This window comes from Sphingomonas sp. PL-96 (assembly GCF_020707215.1).
Taxonomy (GTDB): domain Bacteria; phylum Pseudomonadota; class Alphaproteobacteria; order Sphingomonadales; family Sphingomonadaceae; genus Sphingomonas.
In genome coordinates, this window is sequence record NZ_JAJFET010000002.1 from 250,955 (window position 1) to 273,073 (window position 22,119).

General features: G+C 68.6%; 26 protein-coding genes and 1 tRNA gene. 16 read left to right on the plus strand and 11 right to left on the minus strand.

All coding sequences use genetic code 11. From position 1 onward, the window contains the following. Positions 1–20 precede the first annotated feature (20 nt). A complete protein-coding gene (locus LK533_RS06680) occupies positions 21–1,172 on the minus strand; it encodes a glycosyltransferase family 4 protein (RefSeq protein WP_229362000.1) in 1,152 nt (383 codons plus the stop codon). 90 nt (positions 1,173–1,262) lie between these two features. On the opposite strand from LK533_RS06680, the gene LK533_RS06685 reads away from it, so the two are divergent. From LK533_RS06685 to LK533_RS06695, 3 genes are all read left to right on the plus strand, one after another. Then, positions 1,263–1,475: a DUF2945 domain-containing protein gene (locus LK533_RS06685; protein ID WP_229362001.1), complete on the plus strand. Its 213-nt coding sequence runs from the start codon at positions 1,263–1,265 to the stop codon at positions 1,473–1,475. Positions 1,476–1,535: 60 nt separating this feature from the next. Then, positions 1,536–2,906, plus strand: coding sequence for a DNA repair protein RadA (gene radA, locus LK533_RS06690; RefSeq protein WP_229362002.1), 1,371 nt, complete (start codon positions 1,536–1,538; stop codon positions 2,904–2,906). Between the two features lie 67 nt (positions 2,907–2,973). Continuing rightward, the gene (locus LK533_RS06695; protein WP_229362003.1) at positions 2,974–3,513 is read left to right on the plus strand and encodes a CvpA family protein; all 540 of its coding nucleotides are present in this window, start codon (positions 2,974–2,976) and stop codon (positions 3,511–3,513) included. Here the strand turns inward: LK533_RS06695 and LK533_RS06700 are convergent. Continuing rightward, complete coding sequence (locus tag LK533_RS06700; RefSeq protein WP_229362004.1) at positions 3,510–3,806, minus strand: hypothetical protein; 297 nt, start codon at positions 3,804–3,806, stop codon at positions 3,510–3,512. The genes LK533_RS06695 and LK533_RS06700 overlap by 4 nt on opposite strands. Positions 3,807–3,816: 10 nt before the next feature. Beyond that, on the minus strand, positions 3,817–4,275 hold the full coding sequence (locus tag LK533_RS06705; protein WP_229362005.1) for a DoxX family protein: 459 nt from the start codon (positions 4,273–4,275) through the stop codon (positions 3,817–3,819). A gap of 243 nt (positions 4,276–4,518) precedes the next feature. Here LK533_RS06705 and LK533_RS06710 point away from each other — a divergent pair, with 243 nt between their 5' ends. From LK533_RS06710 to LK533_RS06720, 3 genes are read left to right on the plus strand one after another with little or no spacing between them, the layout of a single operon-like run. Continuing rightward, complete coding sequence (locus LK533_RS06710; protein WP_229362006.1) at positions 4,519–4,953, plus strand: iron-sulfur cluster assembly scaffold protein; 435 nt, start codon at positions 4,519–4,521, stop codon at positions 4,951–4,953. Continuing rightward, positions 4,953–6,734 carry a cation:proton antiporter gene (locus LK533_RS06715; RefSeq protein ID WP_229362007.1) on the plus strand — a complete coding sequence of 594 codons (1,782 nt, stop codon included), beginning with the start codon at positions 4,953–4,955 and terminating at the stop codon, positions 6,732–6,734. Before LK533_RS06710 ends, LK533_RS06715 begins: the two co-directional genes overlap by 1 nt. A 13-nt stretch (positions 6,735–6,747) precedes the next feature. After that, positions 6,748–7,080, plus strand: coding sequence for a DUF423 domain-containing protein (locus tag LK533_RS06720; protein WP_229362008.1), 333 nt, complete (start codon positions 6,748–6,750; stop codon positions 7,078–7,080). Between the two features lie 154 nt (positions 7,081–7,234). Here LK533_RS06720 and aroB read toward each other — a convergent pair whose 3' ends face one another. Beyond that, positions 7,235–8,335 (minus strand): 3-dehydroquinate synthase, encoded by a 1,101-nt coding sequence (gene aroB / locus LK533_RS06725; protein WP_229362009.1) that lies wholly within the window; start codon positions 8,333–8,335, stop codon positions 7,235–7,237. Then, a complete protein-coding gene (locus LK533_RS06730; protein WP_229362010.1) occupies positions 8,332–8,871 on the minus strand; it encodes a shikimate kinase in 540 nt (179 codons plus the stop codon). The genes aroB and LK533_RS06730 overlap by 4 nt, the downstream gene beginning before the upstream one ends. On the opposite strand from LK533_RS06730, the gene LK533_RS06735 reads away from it, so the two are divergent. From LK533_RS06735 to LK533_RS06750, 4 genes are all read left to right on the plus strand, one after another. After that, positions 8,857–9,090 (plus strand): hypothetical protein, encoded by a 234-nt coding sequence (locus LK533_RS06735; protein WP_229362011.1) that lies wholly within the window; start codon positions 8,857–8,859, stop codon positions 9,088–9,090. The genes LK533_RS06730 and LK533_RS06735 overlap by 15 nt on opposite strands. After that, on the plus strand, positions 9,071–10,843 hold the full coding sequence (locus LK533_RS06740; protein ID WP_229362012.1) for a hypothetical protein: 1,773 nt from the start codon (positions 9,071–9,073) through the stop codon (positions 10,841–10,843). The genes LK533_RS06735 and LK533_RS06740 overlap by 20 nt, the downstream gene beginning before the upstream one ends. Beyond that, positions 10,840–11,754, plus strand: a complete 915-nt coding sequence (locus tag LK533_RS06745; RefSeq protein WP_324255268.1) for a tyrosine-type recombinase/integrase — start codon at positions 10,840–10,842, stop codon at positions 11,752–11,754. Before LK533_RS06740 ends, LK533_RS06745 begins: the two co-directional genes overlap by 4 nt. 78 nt (positions 11,755–11,832) lie before the next feature. After that, positions 11,833–12,780, plus strand: a complete 948-nt coding sequence (locus tag LK533_RS06750) for an acetyl-CoA carboxylase carboxyltransferase subunit alpha (RefSeq protein WP_229362013.1) — start codon at positions 11,833–11,835, stop codon at positions 12,778–12,780. A gap of 64 nt (positions 12,781–12,844) precedes the next feature. On the opposite strand, the gene LK533_RS06755 is transcribed toward LK533_RS06750, so the two are convergent. Together LK533_RS06755 and LK533_RS06760 are read right to left on the minus strand one after the other, a co-directional pair. Further along, a complete protein-coding gene (locus tag LK533_RS06755) occupies positions 12,845–13,018 on the minus strand; it encodes a Flp family type IVb pilin (protein WP_229362014.1) in 174 nt (57 codons plus the stop codon). Positions 13,019–13,150: 132 nt separating this feature from the next. Further along, a complete protein-coding gene (locus LK533_RS06760; RefSeq protein WP_229362015.1) occupies positions 13,151–13,339 on the minus strand; it encodes a Flp family type IVb pilin in 189 nt (62 codons plus the stop codon). Positions 13,340–13,393: 54 nt separating this feature from the next. Between LK533_RS06760 and LK533_RS06765 the strand changes: the two genes are divergently transcribed. Beyond that, positions 13,394–13,807 carry a (deoxy)nucleoside triphosphate pyrophosphohydrolase gene (locus LK533_RS06765; RefSeq protein WP_229362016.1) on the plus strand — a complete coding sequence of 138 codons (414 nt, stop codon included), beginning with the start codon at positions 13,394–13,396 and terminating at the stop codon, positions 13,805–13,807. 145 nt (positions 13,808–13,952) lie between these two features. Here LK533_RS06765 and LK533_RS06770 read toward each other — a convergent pair whose 3' ends face one another. Then, positions 13,953–14,789 carry a class I SAM-dependent methyltransferase gene (locus tag LK533_RS06770; protein WP_229362017.1) on the minus strand — a complete coding sequence of 279 codons (837 nt, stop codon included), beginning with the start codon at positions 14,787–14,789 and terminating at the stop codon, positions 13,953–13,955. A 43-nt stretch (positions 14,790–14,832) separates the two neighbouring features. Between LK533_RS06770 and LK533_RS06775 the strand changes: the two genes are divergently transcribed. Genes LK533_RS06775 through LK533_RS06790 form a run of 4 tightly spaced genes read left to right on the plus strand, consistent with a single transcriptional unit; the run spans position 14,833 to position 17,109 of the window. Next, entirely contained in the window at positions 14,833–15,564 is a 732-nt protein-coding gene (locus tag LK533_RS06775) for a ComF family protein (RefSeq protein ID WP_229362018.1), read from the plus strand. 32 nt (positions 15,565–15,596) lie between these two features. After that, on the plus strand, positions 15,597–15,854 hold the full coding sequence (gene grxC / locus LK533_RS06780; protein WP_229362019.1) for a glutaredoxin 3: 258 nt from the start codon (positions 15,597–15,599) through the stop codon (positions 15,852–15,854). Next, positions 15,851–16,675 carry a carbon-nitrogen hydrolase family protein gene (locus LK533_RS06785; RefSeq protein ID WP_229362020.1) on the plus strand — a complete coding sequence of 275 codons (825 nt, stop codon included), beginning with the start codon at positions 15,851–15,853 and terminating at the stop codon, positions 16,673–16,675. The genes grxC and LK533_RS06785 overlap by 4 nt, the downstream gene beginning before the upstream one ends. Beyond that, positions 16,672–17,109 carry a DUF1178 family protein gene (locus tag LK533_RS06790; RefSeq protein WP_229362021.1) on the plus strand — a complete coding sequence of 146 codons (438 nt, stop codon included), beginning with the start codon at positions 16,672–16,674 and terminating at the stop codon, positions 17,107–17,109. The genes LK533_RS06785 and LK533_RS06790 overlap by 4 nt, the downstream gene beginning before the upstream one ends. Positions 17,110–17,270: 161 nt before the next feature. Here the strand turns inward: LK533_RS06790 and LK533_RS06795 are convergent, their stop codons facing one another. Both LK533_RS06795 and LK533_RS06800 read right to left on the minus strand, forming a co-directional pair. Then, a complete protein-coding gene (locus LK533_RS06795; RefSeq protein ID WP_229362022.1) occupies positions 17,271–19,322 on the minus strand; it encodes a PAS domain-containing hybrid sensor histidine kinase/response regulator in 2,052 nt (683 codons plus the stop codon). Continuing rightward, on the minus strand, positions 19,312–20,811 hold the full coding sequence (locus LK533_RS06800; protein WP_229362023.1) for an ATPase domain-containing protein: 1,500 nt from the start codon (positions 20,809–20,811) through the stop codon (positions 19,312–19,314). Before LK533_RS06800 ends, LK533_RS06795 begins: the two co-directional genes overlap by 11 nt. Positions 20,812–20,947: 136 nt before the next feature. On the opposite strand from LK533_RS06800, the gene LK533_RS06805 reads away from it, so the two are divergent. Then, the gene (locus tag LK533_RS06805) at positions 20,948–21,649 is read left to right on the plus strand and encodes an SOS response-associated peptidase (RefSeq protein ID WP_229362024.1); all 702 of its coding nucleotides are present in this window, start codon (positions 20,948–20,950) and stop codon (positions 21,647–21,649) included. A 343-nt stretch (positions 21,650–21,992) separates the two neighbouring features. Here the strand turns inward: LK533_RS06805 and LK533_RS06810 are convergent. Next, a tRNA-Arg gene (locus LK533_RS06810) sits at positions 21,993–22,069 on the minus strand. Between the last annotated feature and the right edge of the window lie 50 nt (positions 22,070–22,119).

Here is a 22,119-nt window from a genome sequence, read left to right on the forward strand (position 1 = left end):
CGGACGGCACGGGCGCGCGATCAGCGCCCGCGCCGCTCCAGCATCTCGTGATAGGCGTCGAGCACCGCCTGGTTGGCCGTGTCCCAGCGATAGCGCTGCGCTTTGGCACGACCGGCCGCGCCCATTGCGCGGCGAAGCTCGGCATCGTCGACGATCCGCTGAAAGGCGTCGGCATAGGCGGTGACGTCGCGCGGCGGCACCAGCACGCCGGTTTCGCCATCGTCGATCAGGTCCACCGCGCCGGTCGCGCGCGCGGCGACCACCGGCACGGCGGCCGCCATCGCCTCGGACGTCACCTGGCCCCAGGTCTCGGTCACGCTCGGGTTGAACAGGACATCCATGGACGCGACTGCGCGCCCCAGCGCCTCACCCCGTTGGAAGCCGGCAAAGGCCGCGTCGGGGACACGTTCTGCGAACCAGTCGCGCGCGGGTCCTTCGCCGATCACCAGCACCTTGTGGCGCACGCCGCGCTCGCGCAGGCGCGCCACGACCTCTGCAAAGATGTCGAGGCCCTTTTCCAGCACCAGCCGGCCGAGAAAACCGATCGCGACCTCGTCGTCGGCGATGCCGAGTGACTGGCGCCATTCCGGGCTGCGCGCGCCCGGGTGGAAGCGGCTGTGATCGACACCGCGTCCCCACAGCCCGATCGGCGTCGTTACGCCCCAGCCGCGGATCAGCGCCTCGATCGAAGGGGTGGGGACCATCACCTGGTCCGTCCGATTGTAGAAGCGACGCGACAGGCCGGTGAAGATCGGCTCCAGGAACCCCATGCCATAGTAGCTGGCATAGGTTTCGAAGCGGGTGTGGAGCGAGGCAAGGCAGGCGACGTCGTGGCGGCGCGCCCAGCTGACCGCGCGATGGCCCAGCACGTCGGGCGCCGAGACATGGACGATGTTCGGCCGGAACGCCGCCAGGTCGCGGCGGATCGCGCCAGGCAGCCCCAGCGCCATGCGATACTCGCCGCGCCCGCCCGGCAGGCCGAACGAGCGCACGCTTACCAGTTCGCCCACCGGCGCGAACGCCGGCTTGGCAGCCGTCGGCGAATAGACCCGCAGCGTCACGCCCTGTTCGAGCAGATGCCCGGCAAGCAGGTTCAGGGCGTGGTTCGCGCCGTCGCGCACATAATTATAGTTGCCACTGAAAAGGGCGACGCGGAGGTCGGATGGCTGCATCGCGCAGCCCATAGCCCTGCCGCCTCTCCCACGCCACCGGAACGATTTGCGGGCTTTCGCGCTTGGCTTGGCGTCACCCGGGAGATCTGCATGTCGAACAGCTATTCGAAGGGCGCCAGTGTCAGTTGGAAGTGGGGCACGGGAACCGCCCATGGCAAGATCGAGGAAAAGTTCGAACGCCGCGTCCAGCGCACGATCAAGGGCAGCAAGATCGTGAAGAACGGTACCAAGGAGAACCCCGCCTATCTGATCGTGCAGGAGGACGGCGGCACGGTGCTGAAGGAAGGCTCCGAATTGCAGTGACGGCGCCGCTGTCGCGCGGTTGATATTCCCCTTTCGTTCCGCGCGTGCTACGGGCGTTGCATGGCAAAGCCCCGGAAGCGTTACGTCTGTCAACAATGCGGCTCGGTGACCGGGCAATGGGCGGGCCAGTGCGGCGACTGCGGCGACTGGAACACGCTGGTGGAGGATGCGGGCGCGGTCGCCACGCCGTTTCAGGCGCGCCACAACCTGCAATCGGGCGGCCGCTCGATCCAGCTTTCCGGGCTCGACAGCGACATCCCGCTGCCCGACCGGATGGCGACCGGCATCTCGGAACTCGACCGCGCGCTCGGCGGCGGCTTTGTCGAGGGATCGGCGACGCTGATCGGCGGCGACCCCGGCATCGGCAAGTCGACCCTGCTGCTTCAGGCGACCGCCAAGCTGGCGCTTGCGGGCAAGTCGGTCGCCTATGTCTCGGGCGAGGAAGCGGCCGACCAGGTGCGGCTGCGCGCGCGTCGGCTGGGCCTGGGCAACGCGCCGGTGCAGCTCGCCGCGGCAACCTCGGTGCGCGACATCCTCACGACTCTGGGGGAGGGAGAGGCGCCCGACCTGCTGGTGATCGATTCGATCCAGACCATGCACTCCGACCTGATCGAGGGCGCGCCCGGGACCGTCAGCCAGGTCCGCGCCTCCTCGGGCGAGCTGATCCGGTTCGCCAAGGAGCGCGGCACCGCGCTGGTGCTGGTCGGCCACGTCACCAAGGACGGCTCGATCGCGGGGCCGCGCGTGCTGGAGCACATGGTCGACACGGTGCTGGCGTTCGAGGGCGAGCGCAGCCACCAGTACCGCATCCTGCGCGCGGTCAAGAACCGCTTCGGCGGCACCGACGAGATCGGCGTCTTCTCGATGGCGACCGAGGGGCTGGCGGAGGTGTCGAACCCGTCGTCGCTGTTCCTCACCAGCCGAGACGAGAGCGTGACCGGGACCGTGGTGTTTCCCGCGCTGGAGGGGACCCGGCCGGTGCTGGTGGAGGTGCAGGCGCTGACGGTACGGCTCGCCTCGGGCGCCACGCCCCGGCGTGCGGTGGTCGGCTGGGACTCCGGGCGGCTCGCGATGATCCTGGCCGTGCTGGAGGCGCGCTGCGGCCTCGCCTTCGCAACTTCCGAAGTCTATCTCAACATCGCCGGCGGCTATCGGGTGCAGGACCCGGCGGCCGATCTGGCGGTCGCGGCGGCACTGGTGTCGGCCTTGTCGGAGCGGCCGGTCGCGACCGACGCGATCGCGTTCGGCGAAGTGGCGCTGTCGGGCGAAGTGCGGCCCGTCGCCCACGGCGCGCTGCGGCTGAAGGAAGCGGGCAAGCTTGGCTTTGGCCGCGCCATGGTGCCGGGCGCGCAGGCGGCGGACGGGAGCAGCCTCACGCTTTCCACCTTCCGCAGCTTGCCGGCGTTCGTGGACCACATGCTGGGCCGCTGAGCGGCAGGCGGCTCGACTTCGTCGACCCGCACCGATAGGGCGGGCCCATGCGCTGGGGAGGGCATCGATGGAACTGACTGCACTCGATATCCTGGTGCTGCTGGTGGTGAGCGGTGCCGCCCTGCTGGGGCTCAAGCGCGGCTTCGTCACCGAGGTCTTGTCGCTGATGGCGTGGATCTTCGTGGTTTTCGCGATCAAGCTGTTCCACACGCCGGTCAGTGCCGCCTTGCTGGGCGTGATCGGCACCTCCGCGGGCGCTGCGACGCTCGCCTTCGCGCTGATCGCGGGTGTCGTCTATTTCCTCGGCCGGATGGTCGCCAATGGCGTGGGCACGCGGACCCGCACCTCCATCCTGGGTCCCGTCGATCGGGCGCTTGGCTTTGGCTTTGGCGCGGTGAAGGGGCTTATCCTGTGCAGCCTGGGCTTCCTGCTGCTGGTGCTGGTGATCGACACGCTTTCCGGCGGGCCGAAGCGCCGCCCCGACTGGATCACCCAGTCCCGCACCTATCTGCTGCTCGACACCACCAGCCGCAGCATCGCCGACCTGGTCGACCGCCGCCGGCGCGGTGAGCCGATGTTTGGTGGAGCCGCGAACGTCGCCGACTAGCGCTTGAGCATCGGCTGGTGGCCCGGGTGGCTCGGTGGTCCGCTGTCGCTTTGGGTGAGGTTCGCGAGGCACCGACGCACGGTGTCCCGCATCAATGTAGCATAGCGCGGGTCGCGCGCCCGGATATCATCATCGTCCGCCCAGTGGCTCAGCGCTTCCCACGCATCCTTCTCGCAGCGGGCAAGGGAGAGAGGATCCGGCACGGCAGCATCGAGTTCCGCGTTGTCGATGTCGCCTCCGTCCGCCACACGGCGAAGAGCCGCGATCAGGAAGGCGCGCGCATCGACCATCATTCCGTGCGGCTTACCGCTTGAACGCGGCAGCGTCACGGTCCGTTCGTCTCTTGGCGCTCCATTTCCCCATGCGGGTCTGCTCGCCGAGGATGGCGATGGCGATCAAGCCGCCGATCATGCCGACATGCTCGGTGGCGGTATGGAAGGCGATGGTGCGGAACGGCTCGGCCGGTATCGCCCAGAAGCGGTGCACGATCAGGATGGTCAGCGCGGTGAAGATGCCCAGCGCCCCGGCGCCCGCCCATGCGAAGCGGTTCAGGATGATGAGCAGCGAGCCGCCAAGCTGCACGACCACGGTCGCCAGCGCGAACGCCGCTGCCGGTTGCAGCCCGAAGTGCGCCATCTCTGCCGCGCCGGCGCGAAAGTCGATCAGCTTGGCCAGGCCGCTGCCCCAGAACGGAAAGGTCAACAGGACCCGCGCGACCCATTGCAGGGCGTTCAGACGCAGCAACCGCTCGATCATATTCATGGCGAACCTCCACGCTGACCACGCGAGGCTAGCGCCTGCGGATAGGTACGGACAACATGGGGGTGAGGCGTCTCTTGCTTGTCCCCAGCGGCTCCTTCCGCGACGCGGCACCGGAACTGGCCGATTTCCGCCGTTTCCACGGGGGCCTCACGCGGTTGGCGCCCTGCCGGGAAAAACAAACCTAGGTAATTTGCCGCCCCTTGCCCCTCGCGCACGCAGCGTCGGGGGGCTACATGCAGGCGCGTGACTGCGCCGCTGTATAACACCGAAATCCTGCGGCTTGCCGCAACCATCCCGCACCAGCAGCGGCTGGAGGCGCCGATGGCGAGCGTGGAGAAACGCTCGCCGGTGTGCGGTAGTCGCGTGACGGTCGACCTCAACCTCGACGCGGAAGGCCGCGTGTCGGAGCTTGGCCTCCTGGTCCGGGCCTGCGCCCTGGGTCAGGCATCGTCGTCGCTGATGGCCGCCCACGCGCTCGGGCGGTCGCCGGAGGAACTGGCCGAAGCACGCGATGCGCTTACGGCGTGGCTGGCCGGCGGCCAGGCGCCACCCGAATGGCCGGGGCTCGCCCTGTTCGAGCCTGCGTTGCCGCATAGTGCCCGCCACGCCTCGATCCGCCTCGCGTTCGAGGCGGCGGCTGAGGCCGCGCAGGCGGCACGGCAAGGGCGGGCAGGCTGATGGAAGCGCACGCCTCCGGATCCTTCCTGCACGACTTCGCCCCGCTGCTGGGCGCGGCGCTGTTCTTCGTGCTGATCTTCCGCAAGCTGAAGCTGGGTGCGACGCTGGGCTATCTCGTCGCCGGCGTCGTCGTCGGCCCGCAGGTGCTTGGCCTGGCCGGGGATGCCGAGGCGAAGATGGGCATCGCCGAACTCGGCATCACGCTGCTGCTCTTCCTCGTCGGACTGGAGCTGAGCCCGACCCGACTGTGGCGGATGAAGCGCGACATCTTCGGCTTCGGCCTGCTCCAGGTGACGCTGTGCGGCGTCGCCATTACGGGCGTCGTCTGGCTGTTCACCCACTTCACCATTCCCGCAGCACTTGCGCTCGGCCTGCCGCTCGCGCTCTCGTCTACCGCGCAGGTGCTGCCGATGCTGCAGTCGGCCGGACGCATGAAGACGCCCTATGGCGAGCGCGCCTTCTCGATCCTGCTGTTCCAGGATCTCTCGATCGTCCCGCTCATCACCATCGTCGCGGCGATGTCGCGCAATCCGGACGATGCGAGCGGCCCGCCGGGATGGTTGCTGGCGCTGTACACGGTGCTGGCGATCACCGGGCTGGTGCTGGCCGGGCGGTTCCTGCTGCGGCCGATGTTCCGGCTGATCGGCAATCTGGGCGAGCGCGAGATGTTCGTGTTCGCCGGCCTGTTCACCGTCATCGCCTCCGCCGCGATCATGGAGACGCTGGGGCTCTCGACTGCGCTGGGCGCCTTTATCGCGGGCGTGATGCTGGCCGACAGTCCCTATCGCCACGAGCTGGAGGCCGATGTCGAGCCGTTTCGCTCAATCCTCCTCGGCCTGTTCTTCCTGTCCGTCGGCATGCTGCTGGACCTGTCCGCCATCGCCGAGCGGCCGGTGTTCGTCGTGGGCGTGGCGCTGGCGCTGATCGCGACGAAGGCGGTGGTGATCGGGTTCCTCGCGCTGCTGTTCGGGATGGACTGGCGCAAGGCGATGGCGCTGGGGCTGCTGCTCAGCCAGGGCGGCGAGTTCGGCTTCGTGCTGTTCGCCCAGGCGCAGCACGCGCTGCTGATCGCGCCCGAGGCCGCAAGCGTGTTCGGCGCGGTGGTGACGCTGTCGATGGCGACGACGCCGTTCCTGATGATGCTGACCCGCCGCTTCCGGGCCGAGCCCAAGCCCAGCACCGACGGGCTCGATGGCCCGCGGCAGGACGGCGCCAGCGCCTTGGTGATCGGCTATGGCCGCTTCGGCCAGACCGTGGCGCAGATGCTGATCGGCCAGGGCATCAGCGTGTCACTGATCGACACCGATCCCGAGACCATCCAGCGCGCCGGCGATTTCGGCATGAAGGTGTATTACGGTGACGGCACGCGCATCGACATGCTGCGCCGCGCGGGCGCCGACGAAGCGCAGCTTCTGCTGTTCTGCATGGACGGCGAGCAGATGGAGCTGGCGGACCTGGAAGCCGTCAAACAGGCGTTCCCGGACGCCGTGATCTTCCTGCGCGTGTTCGACCGCCGCTCGATCCTTCAGCTCAAGGGTGCGCCGGTGGAGGGCTATGTCCGCGAGCTGCTCGATTCCGCCGTGGTCATGGCGCGCAAGGCGATGGCCTGCGTGGGCGTCGATGACGCCGAGATCGACCGGACCGAGGATGCGTACCGCGATCTCGATACGAAGCGGTTGAGCCAGCAGCTGGAGGCACAGGACCTCTACGCCGGGCGCGAGGGCATGTTCAGCCAGGAGCGCGGCAGTACCGCCCGCGACGGCCTGTCGCGCGAAGCATGAGGGGAGGGGAGCGATGAACCTGCTGATGCTGCTGACGGCGCTGTCCGGTGCCTTGGCGGTCGGAGCCGGCGCCTTTGGTGCCCATGGCGCGGAAGGGACTGCACGCGAGTGGCTGCAGACCGGCGGCCACTATCAGCTGGTCCACGCAGTGGCTGCGCTGGTGGCGTTGCGGCTGGAAGCGCGGGGGCCGGGATGGCTGTTCGTGGCGGGCGGGCTGATCTTCGCCGGCACCCTCTATGCGATGGCGCTGGGTGCACCGCGCTGGCTGGGAGCGATCACGCCGATCGGTGGGACGTTGCTGATCGCCGGCTGGCTGTGGCTGGGGTGGCAGGCGGTTCGCGGGTAACACCCCGATTTGCTCCCTTCCATTTGCCTCGAGCAGCCGTCGAGCTTGTCGAGACGGCGTGTCGAGAGGGCGGCGCGCGTGGCGCCCTCGATACGGGCTCTCGACAAGCTTGATCCCTGATCGAGACAAACGGGGTAGGGGATAGCGGGAGAGGTCAGCGCGGCTGGGCGTCAAGGAACGCGGCGATCTCGTCCAATCCGACGCTGCGATCGACATAGGTCTGGCCGATGCCGCGGGCGAGCAGCAGCGCGAGCGTGCCGCCCTCCATCTTCTTGTCGTGGCGCATATGCTCGACCAGTCGCGCGCCGCTCGCCCGGATGCCGGCCGCCGCAAGGCCATCCGGCAGCCCGACTGCGCGCAGGTGGGTGGCGACCCGCGCGGCATCTTCGGGTGAACACAGGCCGCGGCTTGCGGAAAAGGCAAAGGCCAGCGCCATGCCGGCCGCCACGCCTTCGCCGTGCAGCAGGGATCCGTCGAAACCTGCTTCCGCCTCCAGCGCATGGCCGAATGTGTGGCCCAGGTTGAGGAGCGCGCGGCGCCCGCTGGTCTCGCGCTCGTCCTCGCCCACGATTCGCGCCTTGGCGGCGACCGAGCGCGCAATCGCATATTCCCGCGCCTGGGGATCGCCGGCGAGCAGCCGGTCGGCGTTGCCTTCGCACCACACGAAGAACTCGGGATCGTCGATGAGCCCGTATTTCGCGACTTCGGCATAGCCGGCGCGCACGTCGCGCAAGGGTAGCGTGTCGAGCGTCGCGGGATCGATCAGCACGATCGCCGGCTGGTGAAATGCGCCGACCAGATTCTTGCCGGCGCGCGTGTTGATGCCGGTCTTGCCGCCCACCGACGAATCGACCTGCGCCAGCAGCGTGGTGGGGATCTGCACAAAGCCGCAGCCGCGCTTCAGGATGGCGCTCGCAAAGCCGACGAGATCGCCGATCACGCCGCCGCCGAGCGCGATGATGTGGTCGCGCCGCTCGACGCCCAGCGCCAGCAGCCTGTCCATCAGCACCTCGAGCGTGGCCCAGCTTTTTGAACCTTCGCCCGCCGGCAACACGATCGCCTCGCTTGCAATGCCGGCTGCGGCAAGCGACCCGCGCAGCGTGTCCAGGTGCGGCGTCACTGCCTCGTCCGCCACGATCGGCATAGGCCGACCGTTCGCGATCGGGGCCAGCAGGGTGCCGGCATGGGCGAGCAGCCCGGCCTCCACGACGACGTCATAGCTGCGGGGCCCGAGCGGGACGGGGATGGTGGTCACGGGCGGATCGCCTCCAGGATGGCGTTGACGGTGGCTTCGTGCGGCGCCTGCTGGCTGACCACATGGATCGGAGCCATGGCGTAGAAGGGGTTCCGGACGGCGGCGAGTTCGGTCAGCACCGCCTTGGCATCCTTGCCGCGCAGCAACGGGCGGTGATCGCGGCGGCGGACGCGCTCGGCCAGCACCGCGGGCGCTGCGTCCAGCCAGACCGCCAGGCCATGTTCCAGGATGAGCGCGCGCGTCTCTTCGTTGATAAAGGCGCCGCCGCCGGTCGCGATCACCTTGGGCAGACCATCGATCAGCCGCGCGATCACGCGGCGTTCGCCGTCCCGGAAATGCGCTTCGCCGAACCGTTCGAACATTTCGGCGATGGTCATGCCGGCCGCGCGCTCGATCTCGTTGTCGGCATCCACGAAGGGTAGGTTCATGCGGTGTGCCAGCCTGCGCCCGACCGTGGATTTGCCCACGCCCATCAGCCCGACCAGCACGATCGGCTTTCCGCTCCAGTGCGGTGTTGAGGCATGGGTTTGCAGCATCGTGGCCGGCGCTATACAGCGTGGCGGCGCGCGGGCAAAAAGCTTGTGCGTCCGCTTCGCAATCGTGAGTTTTCGTTCGCCATGTCCCGATCGCTCGTCATTCTGATCGTCGTCCTGCTGATTGTCATCGGCGGGCTGTTCTTCCTGGCCGGCCGGCAGACGGAAAAGCAGCCGGTGCAGGTCGAAAAGGCGGTCTCGCTTGAAAATCTCCAGAACTAGCAGCTTCGCTCTGGTTCTGGTGCTGGCGGGCGTCGGCCTGCCGGCGCTGGGCCAGGACGTTCCCGAATCGCTGCTGCCTCCGGGTTTCAACGATCCCGTCGCGCCCGCGCCTGCTCCGCAGCAGCCGGTCGTGCGGCCGTCCGGCGTGCCGCAGGCGCCCGTCACGGGGGTCGTGCCGATCCCGACGCCAACGCCCACGCCAACCGCCACCGCAACGCCAAGGCCCATCGATCCCAGGCTGCTCGCCCGCTACGAGCTGCCCGAATATGCGCGGCGTTCGATTGCGCACATCGGCATCGATGGGGCGGGGCTGGGCCGCAATGCGTTCGGCAGCGCCGATGGGCGGATGCTGGAGACGCTGATGCGCCGGCTCGATGCGCCTGTTGCGTCGCGCTGGCTGTCGATCGCGCTGCGCCGCGCGCTCGCCTCCGACGTGGATACGCCGCTTCGGGTCAACGGCCCGGACTTCGCCGCCGAGCGCGCCTGGCTGCTGCTGCGCATGGGCGAGGCACCCACCGCGCGCGCCGTGGTGCAGTCGGTCGATGCCGAGAATTATACGCCCAAGATGTACCAGGTCGCCTTGCAGGCGGCGCTGGCGACCGCCGATCCGGCCGCAGTGTGCGGGATCGTCGAGCCGGCACAGCGCGTGTCGAACGAGCGCGGATGGCAATTGGCACGCGCGATGTGCGCGGGGCTCGCCGGTGAGCCCAGGCAGGCAGGCACGCTGCTCGACCAGGCGCGCAAGGCGTTCCGCCGCCGCGCGATCGGCGCCGACATCGACCTTAAGCTCGCCGAAAAGGTGCTTGGCGCCGGCGCCCAGGGGCGCCGTTCGGTCACGATCGAGTGGGACGGCGTCGAGCGGATCAGCGCCTGGCGCTGGGGGCTCGCCAATGCCACCGCGGTCGAGGTGCCGGATGCATTGCTCGACACCGCCGGTCCGCAGCTGCGCTATTGGAACGCGTTGCTTCCGATGGTGCCGCCGGAGCGGCGGGCGCCGGATGCGGAGCTTGCCGCGGCACAGGGCGTGCTGTCGAGCGCCGCCCTGGTCGACCTCTATGCCACCATCGGCGAGCTCGACGATTCGCCAAGCGACTTGAGCGCCGTGTCGCGCGACCTGCGCGAGTCCTATGCGGCTGGCCAGGTGGCCGACCGTATGACGGCGCTGCGCCAGCTGTGGACCGGAGGCACCGGCGCGCGGCGCAGCTATGCCCGACGCGTGCTGACCGCACGGGCCGCGGCGGCGATCCCGCCTGCGGCCGACTATGCCGGCGACGCGGATGCGCTGGTCGCCTCGATGCTGTCGGCGGGCATGGACCTGCGGGCACTGCGCTGGCGCACCATTGCGCCGGAGGGCGGCGACGCCTGGGCCATGCTTGCGCTCGCCGATCCACGCGCGCGGCAGGTGTCGGAGCAAGCAGTGTCGCGCTACGCCGATGGCGACGCGCGCAAGGGGCAGCTGCTGTTTGCCGGTCTCGCCGGTCTCGGCCGCTTGCCGGAGGATGCCGCGGCCGATCTCGCCCAGTCGCTGGAGGTTCCGGTCGGCGCCGAGAACGCGTGGACACGAGCCATCTCCCTTGCCGCAGGTCGCGACCAGCCGGGTGCAGTGCTGGTGCTTGCCGCCGCGGGCATGCAGACCGCCGACTGGCGTGGCGTGTCCCCGCAGGCGCTCTTCCACATCGTCGCGGCGCTGCGCGCGGTCGGGCTGGAGGGTGAGGCGCGGATGATCGCTGCCGAGGCGATCGCACGCGCGTGAGCGGGGCGGGAGGCGGAAGCGATCGCATCCTGATCGACCGCTTCCTGGAAATGCTGGCGGCAGAAGCCGGGGCGGCGCGCAACACGCTCCTGGCCTATGGCACCGACCTGCGGCTCGCCTCCGACGCGTTGGCGGGGCGGCTTGGCGATGCGGATCGAGCGGCGCTGGAGCGGCTTGCGGAGGGGTGGGGCGATCTTTCACGAGCCACCGTTGCGCGCAAGTCGGCAGCGCTCCGCCGCTTCTTCGCCTTCCTGGCGGACGAGGGATTGCGGCCCGATGATCCCGGCACCGCGCTGCCGCGGCCGGGAAGCGCACGTCCCTTGCCCCGCATCCTGTCGACCGCGGACGTCGATCGCCTGTTCGATGCGATCGAGGCACGGATCGGCCGCGACCCGCCGAACCCGCTCGACCTGCGGCTCGCCGCGCTGGTGGAGCTGCTCTACGGCTCGGGCCTGCGCGCGACGGAGCTGGTGTCCCTGCCCCGCAACGCGGTCGCCTCCGACCGGCCCTATCTGATCCTGCGCGGCAAGGGTGGGCGCGAGCGGATGGTGCCGGTCTCCGACCGCGCCCGCGCGGCAGTGGCCGCGTGGCGCGCGCACGCGCCGGCGGACAAGCCGTGGCTGTTCCCCTCGGGCAAGACCCATCTGTCGCGTATCCGCCTGTTCCAGCTGCTGAAGGCGCTGGCGGCAGAGGCCGGCATCCCGCCCGACCGGGTGAGCCCGCACGTGCTGCGCCATGCTTTTGCCACCCATTTGCTGGAGGGCGGGGCGGACCTGCGCGCGCTGCAGGCGATGCTGGGCCATGCCGACATCGCCACGACCGAGATCTATACCCATGTCGACAGCCAGCGGCTGGTCGAGCTGGTCAACGCACGCCATCCGCTCGTTGACGCCCTCCGCCGCGCACCGTAACCGACACGCAAAGATCTGCCCGCCGCGCCCTTGTGGCGAGGGACGGCAGCAAATTCATTCGAGACGGAACCCGAGTTGATGGCCACTTTCCTGGATTTCGAAAAGCCGATCGCCGAGCTGCAGGGCCGGATCGACGAGCTGCGCGACACCGCAGCCGAAGGCACCGTCGACATCGAGGCGGAGATCTCCAGGCTCCAGGCCAAGTCCGACCGGCAGCTGCGCGAGACCTATGCCAAGCTCACCCCGTGGCAGAAGACCCAGGTCGCGCGCCACCCCGAGCGGCCGCACTTCAAGCACTATGTCGCCAGCCTGATCGAGGGCTTCATGCCGCTGGGCGGCGATCGTGCCTTTGCCGATGATTCCGCGATCATCGGCGGCCTGGGCCGGTTGCACGGCCGCAAGGTGATGGTGATCGGCCATGAAAAGGGCGACGACACCGCCAGCCGGCTGAAGCATAATTTCGGCATGGGCAAGCCCGAGGGCTATCGCAAGGCGATCCGCCTGATGCAGCTGGCCGACCGCTTCGGCCTGCCGGTGGTGACGCTGGTCGACACCTCCGGCGCGTTCCCGGGTATCCAGGCCGAGGAGCGCGGACAGGCGGAAGCGATTGCGCGCTCGACCGAGGCGAGCCTGGCGCTGGGCGTGCCGATGGTGGCGGCGATCCTGGGCGAGGGCGGTTCCGGGGGCGCGGTGGCGCTTGCGGCTGGCAACCGCGTGCTGATGATGGAGCATGCCATCTATTCGGTGATCTCGCCCGAGGGCTGCGCCTCGATCCTGTGGCGCACCGCCGACCGCGCAGCCGATGCGGCGGAGGCGATGAAGGTTACCGCGCAAGACCTGCACGCGCTGGGCGTGATCGACACGATCGTGGCGGAACCGCTGGGTGGTGCGCATCGTGCGCCGGGCGAGGCGATTGCGGCGCTGGGTGCGGCGCTGGATAGTGCGTTGGGAGAGCTGGAGGGGCTGGGCGCGGATGAGCTGCGGCGTGATCGGCGGGCGAAGTTCCTGGAGATGGGGCGGGGGTAACTCACGTCCCGATGTGAAGAAGGCGAGGCTCATGCCCCGCCTTCTCCTCAACCGCCGTTATGAGTTAGTCGGCGGCGTTATCCATCTGATCGCCGACCCGAGTGAACGTCCCGTTGATCGAGGTGCTGAGGCTCGACATGGCGGCGATCAGCGCAACGGCGATCAGCGCTGCGATCAGGCCGTACTCGATGGCCGTTGCGCCCTTGGAGTTCTTCAGGAATTCGCGCATCTTCTGCATTTGTATCTCCGACGTTCGTGCTTCAACATACCCGGCTGAACCAGGTCACACCCGGTTCAGCACCGTGATTTTACTGATGTGATTGTTGATAAAGGTTTAAGCGGCGAACGGAGGTGTCGGCGAACGGCGGGCTCACAGGCGAATGGCCGCTTTGATGTCCTTGGCGGCGTTATTCCAAATGTCGACAACTCGGTCGGCAACAGGCGCGAGGCTAATCATCATTGCGATCACGATGACTGCCACAATCATCCCATATTCGACGGCTGTGGCCCCCCGCCTGTCGCGCCACAGGACGCGGGCGAGGCTTGCAATGACACGCATACACTGGTCTTTCGCTCGCTTGGCCGACGAAGCTAGGCGCGCTGAGGTAAAGAAATGCTGAGCAAGACGAACAACTTGCTGATGGTGGTTGCCGCCGCGCTGGTCGATGGCGACGGGCGGGTGCTGGTGCAGCAGCGGCCGCAGGGCTTGCCGATGGCAGGCCTGTGGGAGTTTCCCGGCGGCAAGGTGGAGCCCGGCGAACTGCCTGAGGCGGCGCTGGTTCGTGAACTGCACGAGGAACTCGGCATCGAGGTCGAGCAGGCCTGTCTCGCGCCCGCGACCTTTGCGAGCGAGCCGCTGGGCGAGCGCCACCTGCTGTTGCTGCTCTATGCGCTGCGTAAATGGTCGGGGGTGGTCGAGGCGCGGCATGCGACTGCGCTCAAATGGGTGCGGCCGGTCGAACTGCACCGGCTGGAGATGCCCCCCGCCGACCGCCCGCTGATCGGCCTGCTGGAGGCGCTGGTCTGAGGCGGCGAATAGCAAGTCTCGTCAGGATGACGATGAGACACGCCCCTCAACCGCATCCCGTGCTCCCGCGCAGGCGGGAGTCCAGGGTTCCAGGCGCTGCCGTTGGTCTGCTGTGCCCTGGGCTCCTGCCTGCGCAGGAGCACGATTAATCCCGCTTCGGGCGCAGCGCCTCTGCCAGCGACACGGTCGCGCTGCCGCGGCGAGCGGGCTTGGGCTGGTCGGAGGAGGGGGCCCAGCCGGTGAGGTAGATCACCTCGTATTGCTCGGCCACGCGGCCGCCGTCGTCGGCGCGCTCAGAAAAGCGGGTGGCGGCCTCGACAAAGGCCGCGCGCGACAAGGGCGCCCGGTCCACCAGCAAGCTGGTTCCGGCCATGCCGCGCAAGTCCTCGATCAGGCGGCCGAAGCCCGCATAGCGGACGTTGAGCGTCTCCGCATCCGCCACCGGCAGCGCAAAGCCGGCGCGCATCAGCAGGTCGCCCGCGGACTGCAGCTTCACCTGCGGGTGGACCCGGGCGGCGGGGCGATCCCCCTCGGCCTCCATCAGCGTGGCGCGCAACGTGGCGAGCGTCGCCCCGCCGGTGAACGCCGCCAGGAACAGCCCGTCCGGGCGCAGCGCGCGGCGGATCAGGCTGAGTGCGCCGGGCAGGTCGTTGACCTGGTCCAGCGTGCCGGCCGAGACGATCAGGTCGAAGGAGCCGTCGGCGAACGGCAGCCGGTCCTCGTCGCACTGCACGCCCCCTGCGGCACGCGCAAAGGCGAAGCCTGGGTCGGCCCGGACGATCCGCGTGCCCGGCAGCGGCAGCCCCGCATCGAAGCAGCCGAGGTCCAGCACGTCGTTGAATTCGCGGGTGACGGCGTCGAGACGTTCGCTCAGCCCCTCGATCATGAATTGGCGCAGGAAGTTCGCTTCGGCGAAGCGGTTGGCGATGCGGTCGCGACGCAGCCGGCGGGCGGCGCGGTGGAAGATTTCAGGCGGTTGCACGCGGGCGCTTGTGCGCCTTCGCGGACGCGGCGACAAGGATTGCGTGAACCCCGTCGCCGCCCTGGTCCGACGCAGCATCGCGCTGGCGCTGCCGCCGCGCTGCCCGGCCTGCGGGCAGGTGTCGGAGGCGGACCACCGGTTCTGCGCAGCCTGCTGGGCGGGCCTGCGCTTCCTGGGGCCGCCGTGGTGTGCTGCCTGTGCGCTGCCGTTCGACCATGATCGCGGGGAGGATGCGTGGTGCGCGGCCTGCCTCGACACGCCGCCTGCCCATGCCGGTGCCCGTGCGGCGGTGGCGTACGGCCCGGTGCCACGCGATGTGGCGCTCAAGCTCAAATATGGCGGCAGGCTGGCAGCGGCAGAGACGATGGCGCGGCTGATGCTGCGGCTGATGCCGGACGATGCCGAGCTGCTGGTCCCGGTGCCGCTCCACCCGCGGCGGCTGTGGTCGCGCGGCTACAACCAGGCGGTGCTGATCGCAGGCACCTTGTCGCGGATCGGCGGGGTTCCGGTGTCGGTGGACAGTCTGGTCCGCACCCGCGCGACGTCGCCGTTGCGCGGCCTGGGGCGGCGTGCGCGTGCCAGGACGCTGGCGGGGGCCTTTGCCGTACCCGCGCATGCCAAGCCCCGCCTCAAGGGCAGGTCGATCGTGCTGGTCGACGATGTCTATACCTCCGGCGCGACGGCGGAGGCCTGCACACGCCGGCTGCTGGGCGCGGGCGCGCGGCAGGTCACGGTGCTGTGCTGGGCGCGGGTGCTGGACGCGGCGCAAGATTGACAAGCGGCCCTCGCCGCCACACCTCAGCGCGCATGGCAAAGATCGAAATCTATACCAAGGCGTTCTGCCCCTATTGCACCCGCGCCAAGCGGCTGCTCGACAGCAAGGGCGCGGCGTTCGAGGAAGTCGACATCAGCATGGGCGGCGAGCGCCGGGCAGAGATGATCCAGCGCGCGAACGGCCGCACGACGGTGCCGCAGGTGTTCATCGACGACCGCCACATCGGCGGGTCGGACGATCTCGCCGCGCTCGACCGGCAGGGGGGACTGGACCCGCTGCTCGCGCAATGAAGATCGCCTTGCTGCAGATGACGAGCGGGATCGACCCGCTCGCCAATGCGGCCGTACTGACCGATGCAGTACGCAACGCCGCTTCCGGTGGCGCAGCGATGCTGTTCACGCCCGAAATGTCCGGCCTGCTTGATCGCGACCGGGCGCGCGCCGCCGCCTCGATCACTGAAGAGGCCAGCGACCCAGTGCTGGCGGCGGTGCGTACGGCTGCGGCCGAGCATCGCCTGTGGGTGCAGATCGGATCGCTCGCGATCCGGCGTGCCGACGGGCGGCTCGCGAACCGCAGCTTCGTGATCGCCCCGGACGGCAGCGTGGCGGCCCGCTATGACAAGCTTCACCTGTTCGACGTCGCCCTGCCGGACGGGGAGCGCTGGCAGGAGTCGGCCGCCTATGCGCCCGGGGACGCGGCGGTGGTCGTCGACACACCGGCGGGGCCGCTCGGCCTGTCGGTCTGCTACGACCTGCGCTTCCCGGACCTGTATCGCGCGTTGAGCGATGCCGGCGCCGAACTCTTGTCGGTGCCCTCTGCCTTCACCCGACCGACCGGTGCCGCTCACTGGCATGTGCTGCTGCGCGCGCGCGCGATCGAGGGGGCTGGGTTTGTCGTCGCGGCCGCGCAGACGGGCGTGCATGAAGACGGACGCCAGACCTATGGCCATTCGCTGGTGGTCGATCCCTGGGGCAGGGTGCTGCTCGACATGGGAGAGGCGCCCGGCCTTGGCTTTGCCGAACTCGACCGGCAGGTGCTTGCCGACGTGCGCCGACGGCTGCCGGTGCTGCAGCATCGCCGTCCCATCCCTCCGGTCGAGCGGCTCGCATGATCGTGTTCGACCTGCGCTGCGACGGCGGCCATGTCTTCGAAGCCTGGTTCGGCTCCAGCGCCGACTATGCCGAGCAGCAGGCGCGCGGGCTGGTGCGCTGCCCCTTGTGTGACAGCGCCACGGTCGAGAAAGCGGTGATGGCGCCGAACGTCGCGGCCAAGGGCAACCAGCGCAGCCCGGCCGAGCCGGCGGTGCCCGACGCGATGAAGGCCGCACTCGCCGCGCTGGCGAAGGCCCAGGCCAAGGCGCTGGAGGGTTCCGAATGGGTCGGCAGCCGGTTCGCCGATCGCGCCCGCGCCATGCATCTTGGCGAGGAGACCACCGCGCCGATCCACGGCCAGGCGACGATCGAGGAAGCACGGGCGCTGGTGGACGAGGGGGTTTCCGTCGCGCCGCTCCCGCTGCCGGTGGTGCCGCCCTCCGCCCGCAACTGAGCGCCGGAGAGGGTGAGGTGGAGAAACCCGTTCGTCCTGAGTAGCCATCGAGCGCAGTCGAAATGGCGTATCGAAGGGCCGCGTCCAAGTGCCTCGATACGAGGCTTCGACAGGCTCAGCCTCTACTCAGCACGAGCGGTTCTTCCTGATGTCTGCGCGCGCTAGGCGAGCATCTCCCGGATCTTTGCCGAAAGGTCGTGTATGGCGAACGGCTTGGTGATCATCGCCATGTTGGTGCCCAGGAAGTCCGCACGGATGGCGGCGTTCTCGGCATAGCCGGTCACGAACAGGATCGGCAGATCGGGCCGGTGCTGGCGCGCGATCTCGGCCAGCTGGCGGCCGTTCATGCCCGGCAGACCGACGTCGGAGACCATCAGGTCGATGTGCCGGTCCGAGCGCAGGATCGCGATGGCGGCGTTCGGCTCCTCGGCCTCCAAAGCGGCGTAGGAGAGCTCTTCCAGCACCTCGCGCACCAGCAGCCGGACCGAAGCATCGTCCTCGACCAGCAGCACGGTCTGGCCGCTGCCCTCGGCCACGGCGGCGGGCGGGGCAGCCAGATCCTGGTCGGACGGCGCTTGCACCGCGCGCAGGTACAGCGACACCGACGTGCCGGCGCCCGGCTGGCTGTGGATGCGGACCTGTCCGCCGGACTGGCGTGCAAAGCCGTAGACCATCGACAGCCCCAGGCCGGTGCCCTGGCCGATCGGCTTGGTCGTGAAGAACGGGTCGAAGACCTTGCCGAGCAGCTCCGGCGGCATGCCGACGCCCGTGTCGGACACGGCGACCACCACATAGCGACCGGGCTCCACGTCCGGCCGTGTGGCGACATAGGCCTCGTCGAGTTCGACCGCGCGTGTCTCGATCGTCAGCTGCCCGCCCTCCGGCATCGCGTCGCGGGCGTTGATCGTCAGGTTCAGGATGGCGTTTTCGAGCTGGTTGGCGTCCGTTTCCGCCCACAGCGGCTCGGCGGCCGGCACGATGTGCAGCGCGATGTTCTCGCGGATCGAACGCTGCAGCAGCTGTTCCAGCGAGCCGATGAGCTGGTCGATCTCTACCGGCTTGGTGTCCAGCGACTGGCGCCGGGAAAAGGCGAGGAGGCGCGCAGTAAGCCCGGCGGCGCGCTGCGCAGAGGACGACGCCGCATCCATGAACCGCTGGAGATCATCGGTGCGGCCCGTCGCCAGCCGCCGCTTCATGATGTCCATTGCGCCGATTACGCCGGTCAGCATGTTGTTGAAGTCGTGCGCGATGCCGCCGGTCAGCTGGCCAACGGCCTCCATCTTCTGGCTCTGCAGCAGCGCAGCTTCGGCGCGGGCGCGGTTCTCCATCTCCGTTTGAAGGGCGGCCGTGCGTTCCGCCACCCGCGCTGCAAGCTCCTCTTCGGTCTGCTTGCGGTCGGTGATGTCGATCGCGAAGATATGGAAGCCGTCGATCTCGCCGCTCGCCGTTCGTCGCGGCAGGTAGCGGATTTCCGCATCACGCCGCCGCCCGTCCCGGTGCGGTATCGACACTTCCAGCCGCACGACCTCTCCGGCCAGGGCGCGGCGTATGTTCGCCCTGCGGACCGCATAGCCATCCTCGCCCAGGATCTCGGAGATGTGGCGCCCGATCATCTGCTGGGGCGAGGTGTAGAACCAGTCCTCGTAGAGCCGATTGGCGAAGCGATAGCGCCCTTCGCGATCGACAAAGGCGATCAGCACGGGAAGCGCATCCGCGATCCTGCGGAGCTCTTCCTCGCTGGACGCGAGCGCGGCCTGGCTTACTTCGAGTTCCCGCATCCGGTCGCGGGTGTCGAACTGGCGCTGGCGCGAGCGCATCGCGGAATCGGTCGCGCTCAGCAGCGAGGCCGCGCCCAATGGCCGTTCCAGAACGATGGCGTTGCTCGTCAGCCCGAGCAATCGTGCGCGCAGGAGTTCGGATGCGCTGTGCCTGCTTCGCGGGCGCGCCGCGAGCAGGATGAAAGGCACGTCCGACCAGCTTGGTTGCGCGGCCAGCCTGGTTTGCAACGCACCCGTTCCAAAACGCATGGCCTCTTCGGTGAGCAGCACCACGCCGACATGCTCGTCCAGCGTCTCAGCGACGTCGCTCAGGTCCGCGCACGCGTCCGCATCATAGCCTTGCCCGCGCAGCAGCCCCACCACCGCTTCGGCATCGCGCCCGAACGGTGCCACGACCAGGACGCGGTGGCCCTCCGCGGCGGTTCTATGCCCCACGCGCGCGGTTCTCCATCAGCGGCGAACGCTCTCCAGTATATTCGGGCGTGCCGGTCAGGACGCCCTGGAACGCCACCAGCGGTGCGCCGACGCGGACGCCCTCTGCATCGACCCGGAACTCGCGGATCGTGTCCTCATGCGCACCCGCCCGGTTCTTCAGGACCGAGATCGCCTTGCGAATGCGCCCATCCGCCTCGAAGAAGCGCAGCAGCAGCACGGCATCGGCTACATAGGAGATGCTGAGGCTGGATTGCATCGTTCCCAGCAGGCCCTCCTGCGGGTTGATGAGGAAGGTGGCGACCGCCTTCTGGTTCAGGAACGACAGCAGTTCGTGGATCTGGAGGATCAATTGCTGTTCCTGCGGCATAGCGGCCATATAGCCGTTGAGGCTGTCGATCACGATCAACCGTGCGTCGTCCTCCTCGACCTGGCGGCGGACGCGGGCGGTGAACTCGCCCGGCGACAGCTCGGCCGGATCGATCTGCTCAATGATCAGCAGTCCCCCGTCGAGATGCTTTTGAAGGTCGAGGCTGAACGCACGGGCACGGGCCAGCAGCGTCCCGATCCGCTCGTCGAACTGGTAGATGATCGCCCGCTCGCCGCGTTCGCACGCGGCATAGGCATATTGCAGCGCGATGGTCGTCTTGCCCGTACCTGCAGGGCCCGTGATCAGGGTGGAGGTGCCCCGCAGGGGACCCCCGCTCATGAGGGCATCCAGTTCGGGAACGCCGCTTGGGACGGGCTCCCCCACCGAGGCGCGCAGGTGCTCCGCGGCGATCAGCCGCGGATAGATGTCCAGCCCGCCCTTGCGGATCGAGAAGTCGTGAAAGCCCGCGGTGAAATCGACGCCGCGCAGCTTCTGGACCTGCAGCCGCCGCCGCGCCGCGCCGAACTCCAGCGTGACCCGTTCCAGCGTGATCACGCCATGGCACAGGCTGTGGAGGTGGCCGTCCCCACCGCCGTGGGAGGCGGTCAGATCGTCAACCAGCAGCACGGTCGTCTGGCGCCCGGCAAAGAACTGCTTCAGGGCCAGAACCTGGCGGCGGTAGCGCAACGGATCCTGCGCCAGCAGGCGCATTTCGGAAAGGCTGTCAAAGACCACCCGGCACGGCTGCACGCGCTCCACCTCGGTCTCGATCAGCTTGATCGTCTCGCCGAGTTCCATTTCCCAGCTGTGCAGGATCGACTGCTCGCGCCCGGCGCCCAGCACTTCGTCCGCCATGCTCAGTTCGAAGACGTCGAACTCGTCGATGTCCCAGCCATGGGAAGCGGCCACAATGGCGAGTTCTTCCTTCGTTTCCGACAGGGTGACATAGAGCGCGCGCTCCCCGCGCCGGGCGGCCTCGCGCAGGAACTGGAGCGACAGGGTGGTCTTGCCGGAACCTGGTGCGCCTTCGAGCAGGTAAAGCCGATTGGCCGGTAGTCCGCCCTTGAGGATCTGGTCCAATCCTGCGTTTCCGGATGGGATCAGTGCGGCAGTTTCGTTCATGTAGCGGGCGTCCAACAGAAGCGGTGGCGCCCGTGTATCACCGTCTTCCGGGCGCGCACAGCGCACAGATGAAGGGCGCCGCCGATGTGCTGCCGCGCACCTTTGACCGGGAATGATGCCCCGAGAGAGGCCAAAGATGGGCACTCAGATCATGGCCGCCGGTTGGTATGTGGCGGAGGAGGATGTGCCGTGGCAAGGTCGGGCCATGTGTAATCGCTTTCGCATGACAGCTCGACAGGCCGAACTGGCGGCGCGCTACGGCGTCGAGCCGCCATATCCTTCCGACATCACGATCCCGCCGCCTGAGCTTTTTCCGAAGCGCGCGGCCTGCGTGGTGCGGCCGCATTCGATCGACGGTGGCCGCAGCCTGGACGCGATGGCCTGGGGCTTTCCGCGGTCGGTGATGGGCGCGCGGGGGCAGCCGGTCGAGACGCAGGTGACGAACGTCCGCAACCTGGATAGCCCGTTCTGGCGGACGGCGCTTTCCCGTCCGCTGCAACGGTGCCTGGTGCCGGTTACCAGCTTCAGCGAGTATGGGCCGGGACCGAAGGGCGCGCGGCCGTTGTTCTGGTTCGACGTGCCGTCACGGCCGATCTTCAGCTTCGCCGGGATCTGGCGACAGGTGAAGGGCAGGGCGATGTTCGCTTTTCTGACGACGGAACCGAACAGCATCGTTGCGCCGGTGCACCCCAAGGCGATGCCGCTGATCCTGCATGAAGAGGACGAAGAGCGTTGGCTCCGCGGCGAGCTGGACGACCTGGTGGCATCTTTTCCGGCGCAGCTGATGACCGTCGTGCAAGATCCCGACCCCAAGCGGGAGTTGACCTGGTCAGATTAGCCCAGCCCGGCGATCACCCACATTGTTCCTCAAAGGCATCACGTGGTTGGAGATATGGCTGGCCCGTCACAGGGCTGCGGCCATAGATTCGCTCAACAGGTAGCCGCAGCATGTCCGCGGCCTGCGCGTCCCTCGGCGGTCCTCGCCACGCCCGAGGCGCTTCAACAGAAACATCACCCCGCATGGCATCGACAGCTCCGCTACCAGGAGTTGTCGATTATGGCAGCGTGGCTGGTAGACGCGATCCGTACGTATACCGAGGTGATACAAGTGCACCCCTCCGGGAGGTTCATTTGAACCCAGGCGCTGTGTGGCCGGATGGCGCCAAGTTGCTAGTTTAAACTGGTGCCCCGAGAGAGACTCGAACTCCCGACCTGCGGTTTAGGAAACCGTTGCTCTGTCCTGCTGAGCTATCGGGGCAGCCGCAGATTCCCTAGGTTCGCGTGGCGTGTCCGTCAACGCGGCACGAC

Bases quoted from the DNA above. Each gene is read 5' to 3' on its own strand.
- LK533_RS06680 (WP_229362000.1), bottom strand. From the start codon at position 1,172: ATGCAGCCATCCGACCTCCGCGTCGCCCTTTTCAGTGGCAACTATAAT.
- LK533_RS06685 (WP_229362001.1), top strand. From the start codon at position 1,263: ATGTCGAACAGCTATTCGAAGGGCGCCAGTGTCAGTTGGAAGTGGGGC.
- radA (WP_229362002.1), top strand. From the start codon at position 1,536: ATGGCAAAGCCCCGGAAGCGTTACGTCTGTCAACAATGCGGCTCGGTG.
- LK533_RS06695 (WP_229362003.1), top strand. From the start codon at position 2,974: ATGGAACTGACTGCACTCGATATCCTGGTGCTGCTGGTGGTGAGCGGT.
- LK533_RS06700 (WP_229362004.1), bottom strand. From the start codon at position 3,806: ATGATGGTCGATGCGCGCGCCTTCCTGATCGCGGCTCTTCGCCGTGTG.
- LK533_RS06705 (WP_229362005.1), bottom strand. From the start codon at position 4,275: ATGAATATGATCGAGCGGTTGCTGCGTCTGAACGCCCTGCAATGGGTC.
- LK533_RS06715 (WP_229362007.1), top strand. From the start codon at position 4,953: ATGGAAGCGCACGCCTCCGGATCCTTCCTGCACGACTTCGCCCCGCTG.
- LK533_RS06720 (WP_229362008.1), top strand. From the start codon at position 6,748: ATGAACCTGCTGATGCTGCTGACGGCGCTGTCCGGTGCCTTGGCGGTC.
- LK533_RS06735 (WP_229362011.1), top strand. From the start codon at position 8,857: ATGGGTTTGCAGCATCGTGGCCGGCGCTATACAGCGTGGCGGCGCGCG.
- LK533_RS06730 (WP_229362010.1), bottom strand. From the start codon at position 8,871: ATGCTGCAAACCCATGCCTCAACACCGCACTGGAGCGGAAAGCCGATC.
- LK533_RS06750 (WP_229362013.1), top strand. From the start codon at position 11,833: ATGGCCACTTTCCTGGATTTCGAAAAGCCGATCGCCGAGCTGCAGGGC.
- LK533_RS06755 (WP_229362014.1), bottom strand. From the start codon at position 13,018: ATGCAGAAGATGCGCGAATTCCTGAAGAACTCCAAGGGCGCAACGGCC.
- LK533_RS06760 (WP_229362015.1), bottom strand. From the start codon at position 13,339: ATGCGTGTCATTGCAAGCCTCGCCCGCGTCCTGTGGCGCGACAGGCGG.
- LK533_RS06765 (WP_229362016.1), top strand. From the start codon at position 13,394: ATGCTGAGCAAGACGAACAACTTGCTGATGGTGGTTGCCGCCGCGCTG.
- grxC (WP_229362019.1), top strand. From the start codon at position 15,597: ATGGCAAAGATCGAAATCTATACCAAGGCGTTCTGCCCCTATTGCACC.
- LK533_RS06785 (WP_229362020.1), top strand. From the start codon at position 15,851: ATGAAGATCGCCTTGCTGCAGATGACGAGCGGGATCGACCCGCTCGCC.
- LK533_RS06790 (WP_229362021.1), top strand. From the start codon at position 16,672: ATGATCGTGTTCGACCTGCGCTGCGACGGCGGCCATGTCTTCGAAGCC.
- LK533_RS06800 (WP_229362023.1), bottom strand. From the start codon at position 20,811: ATGAACGAAACTGCCGCACTGATCCCATCCGGAAACGCAGGATTGGAC.
- LK533_RS06805 (WP_229362024.1), top strand. From the start codon at position 20,948: ATGGGCACTCAGATCATGGCCGCCGGTTGGTATGTGGCGGAGGAGGAT.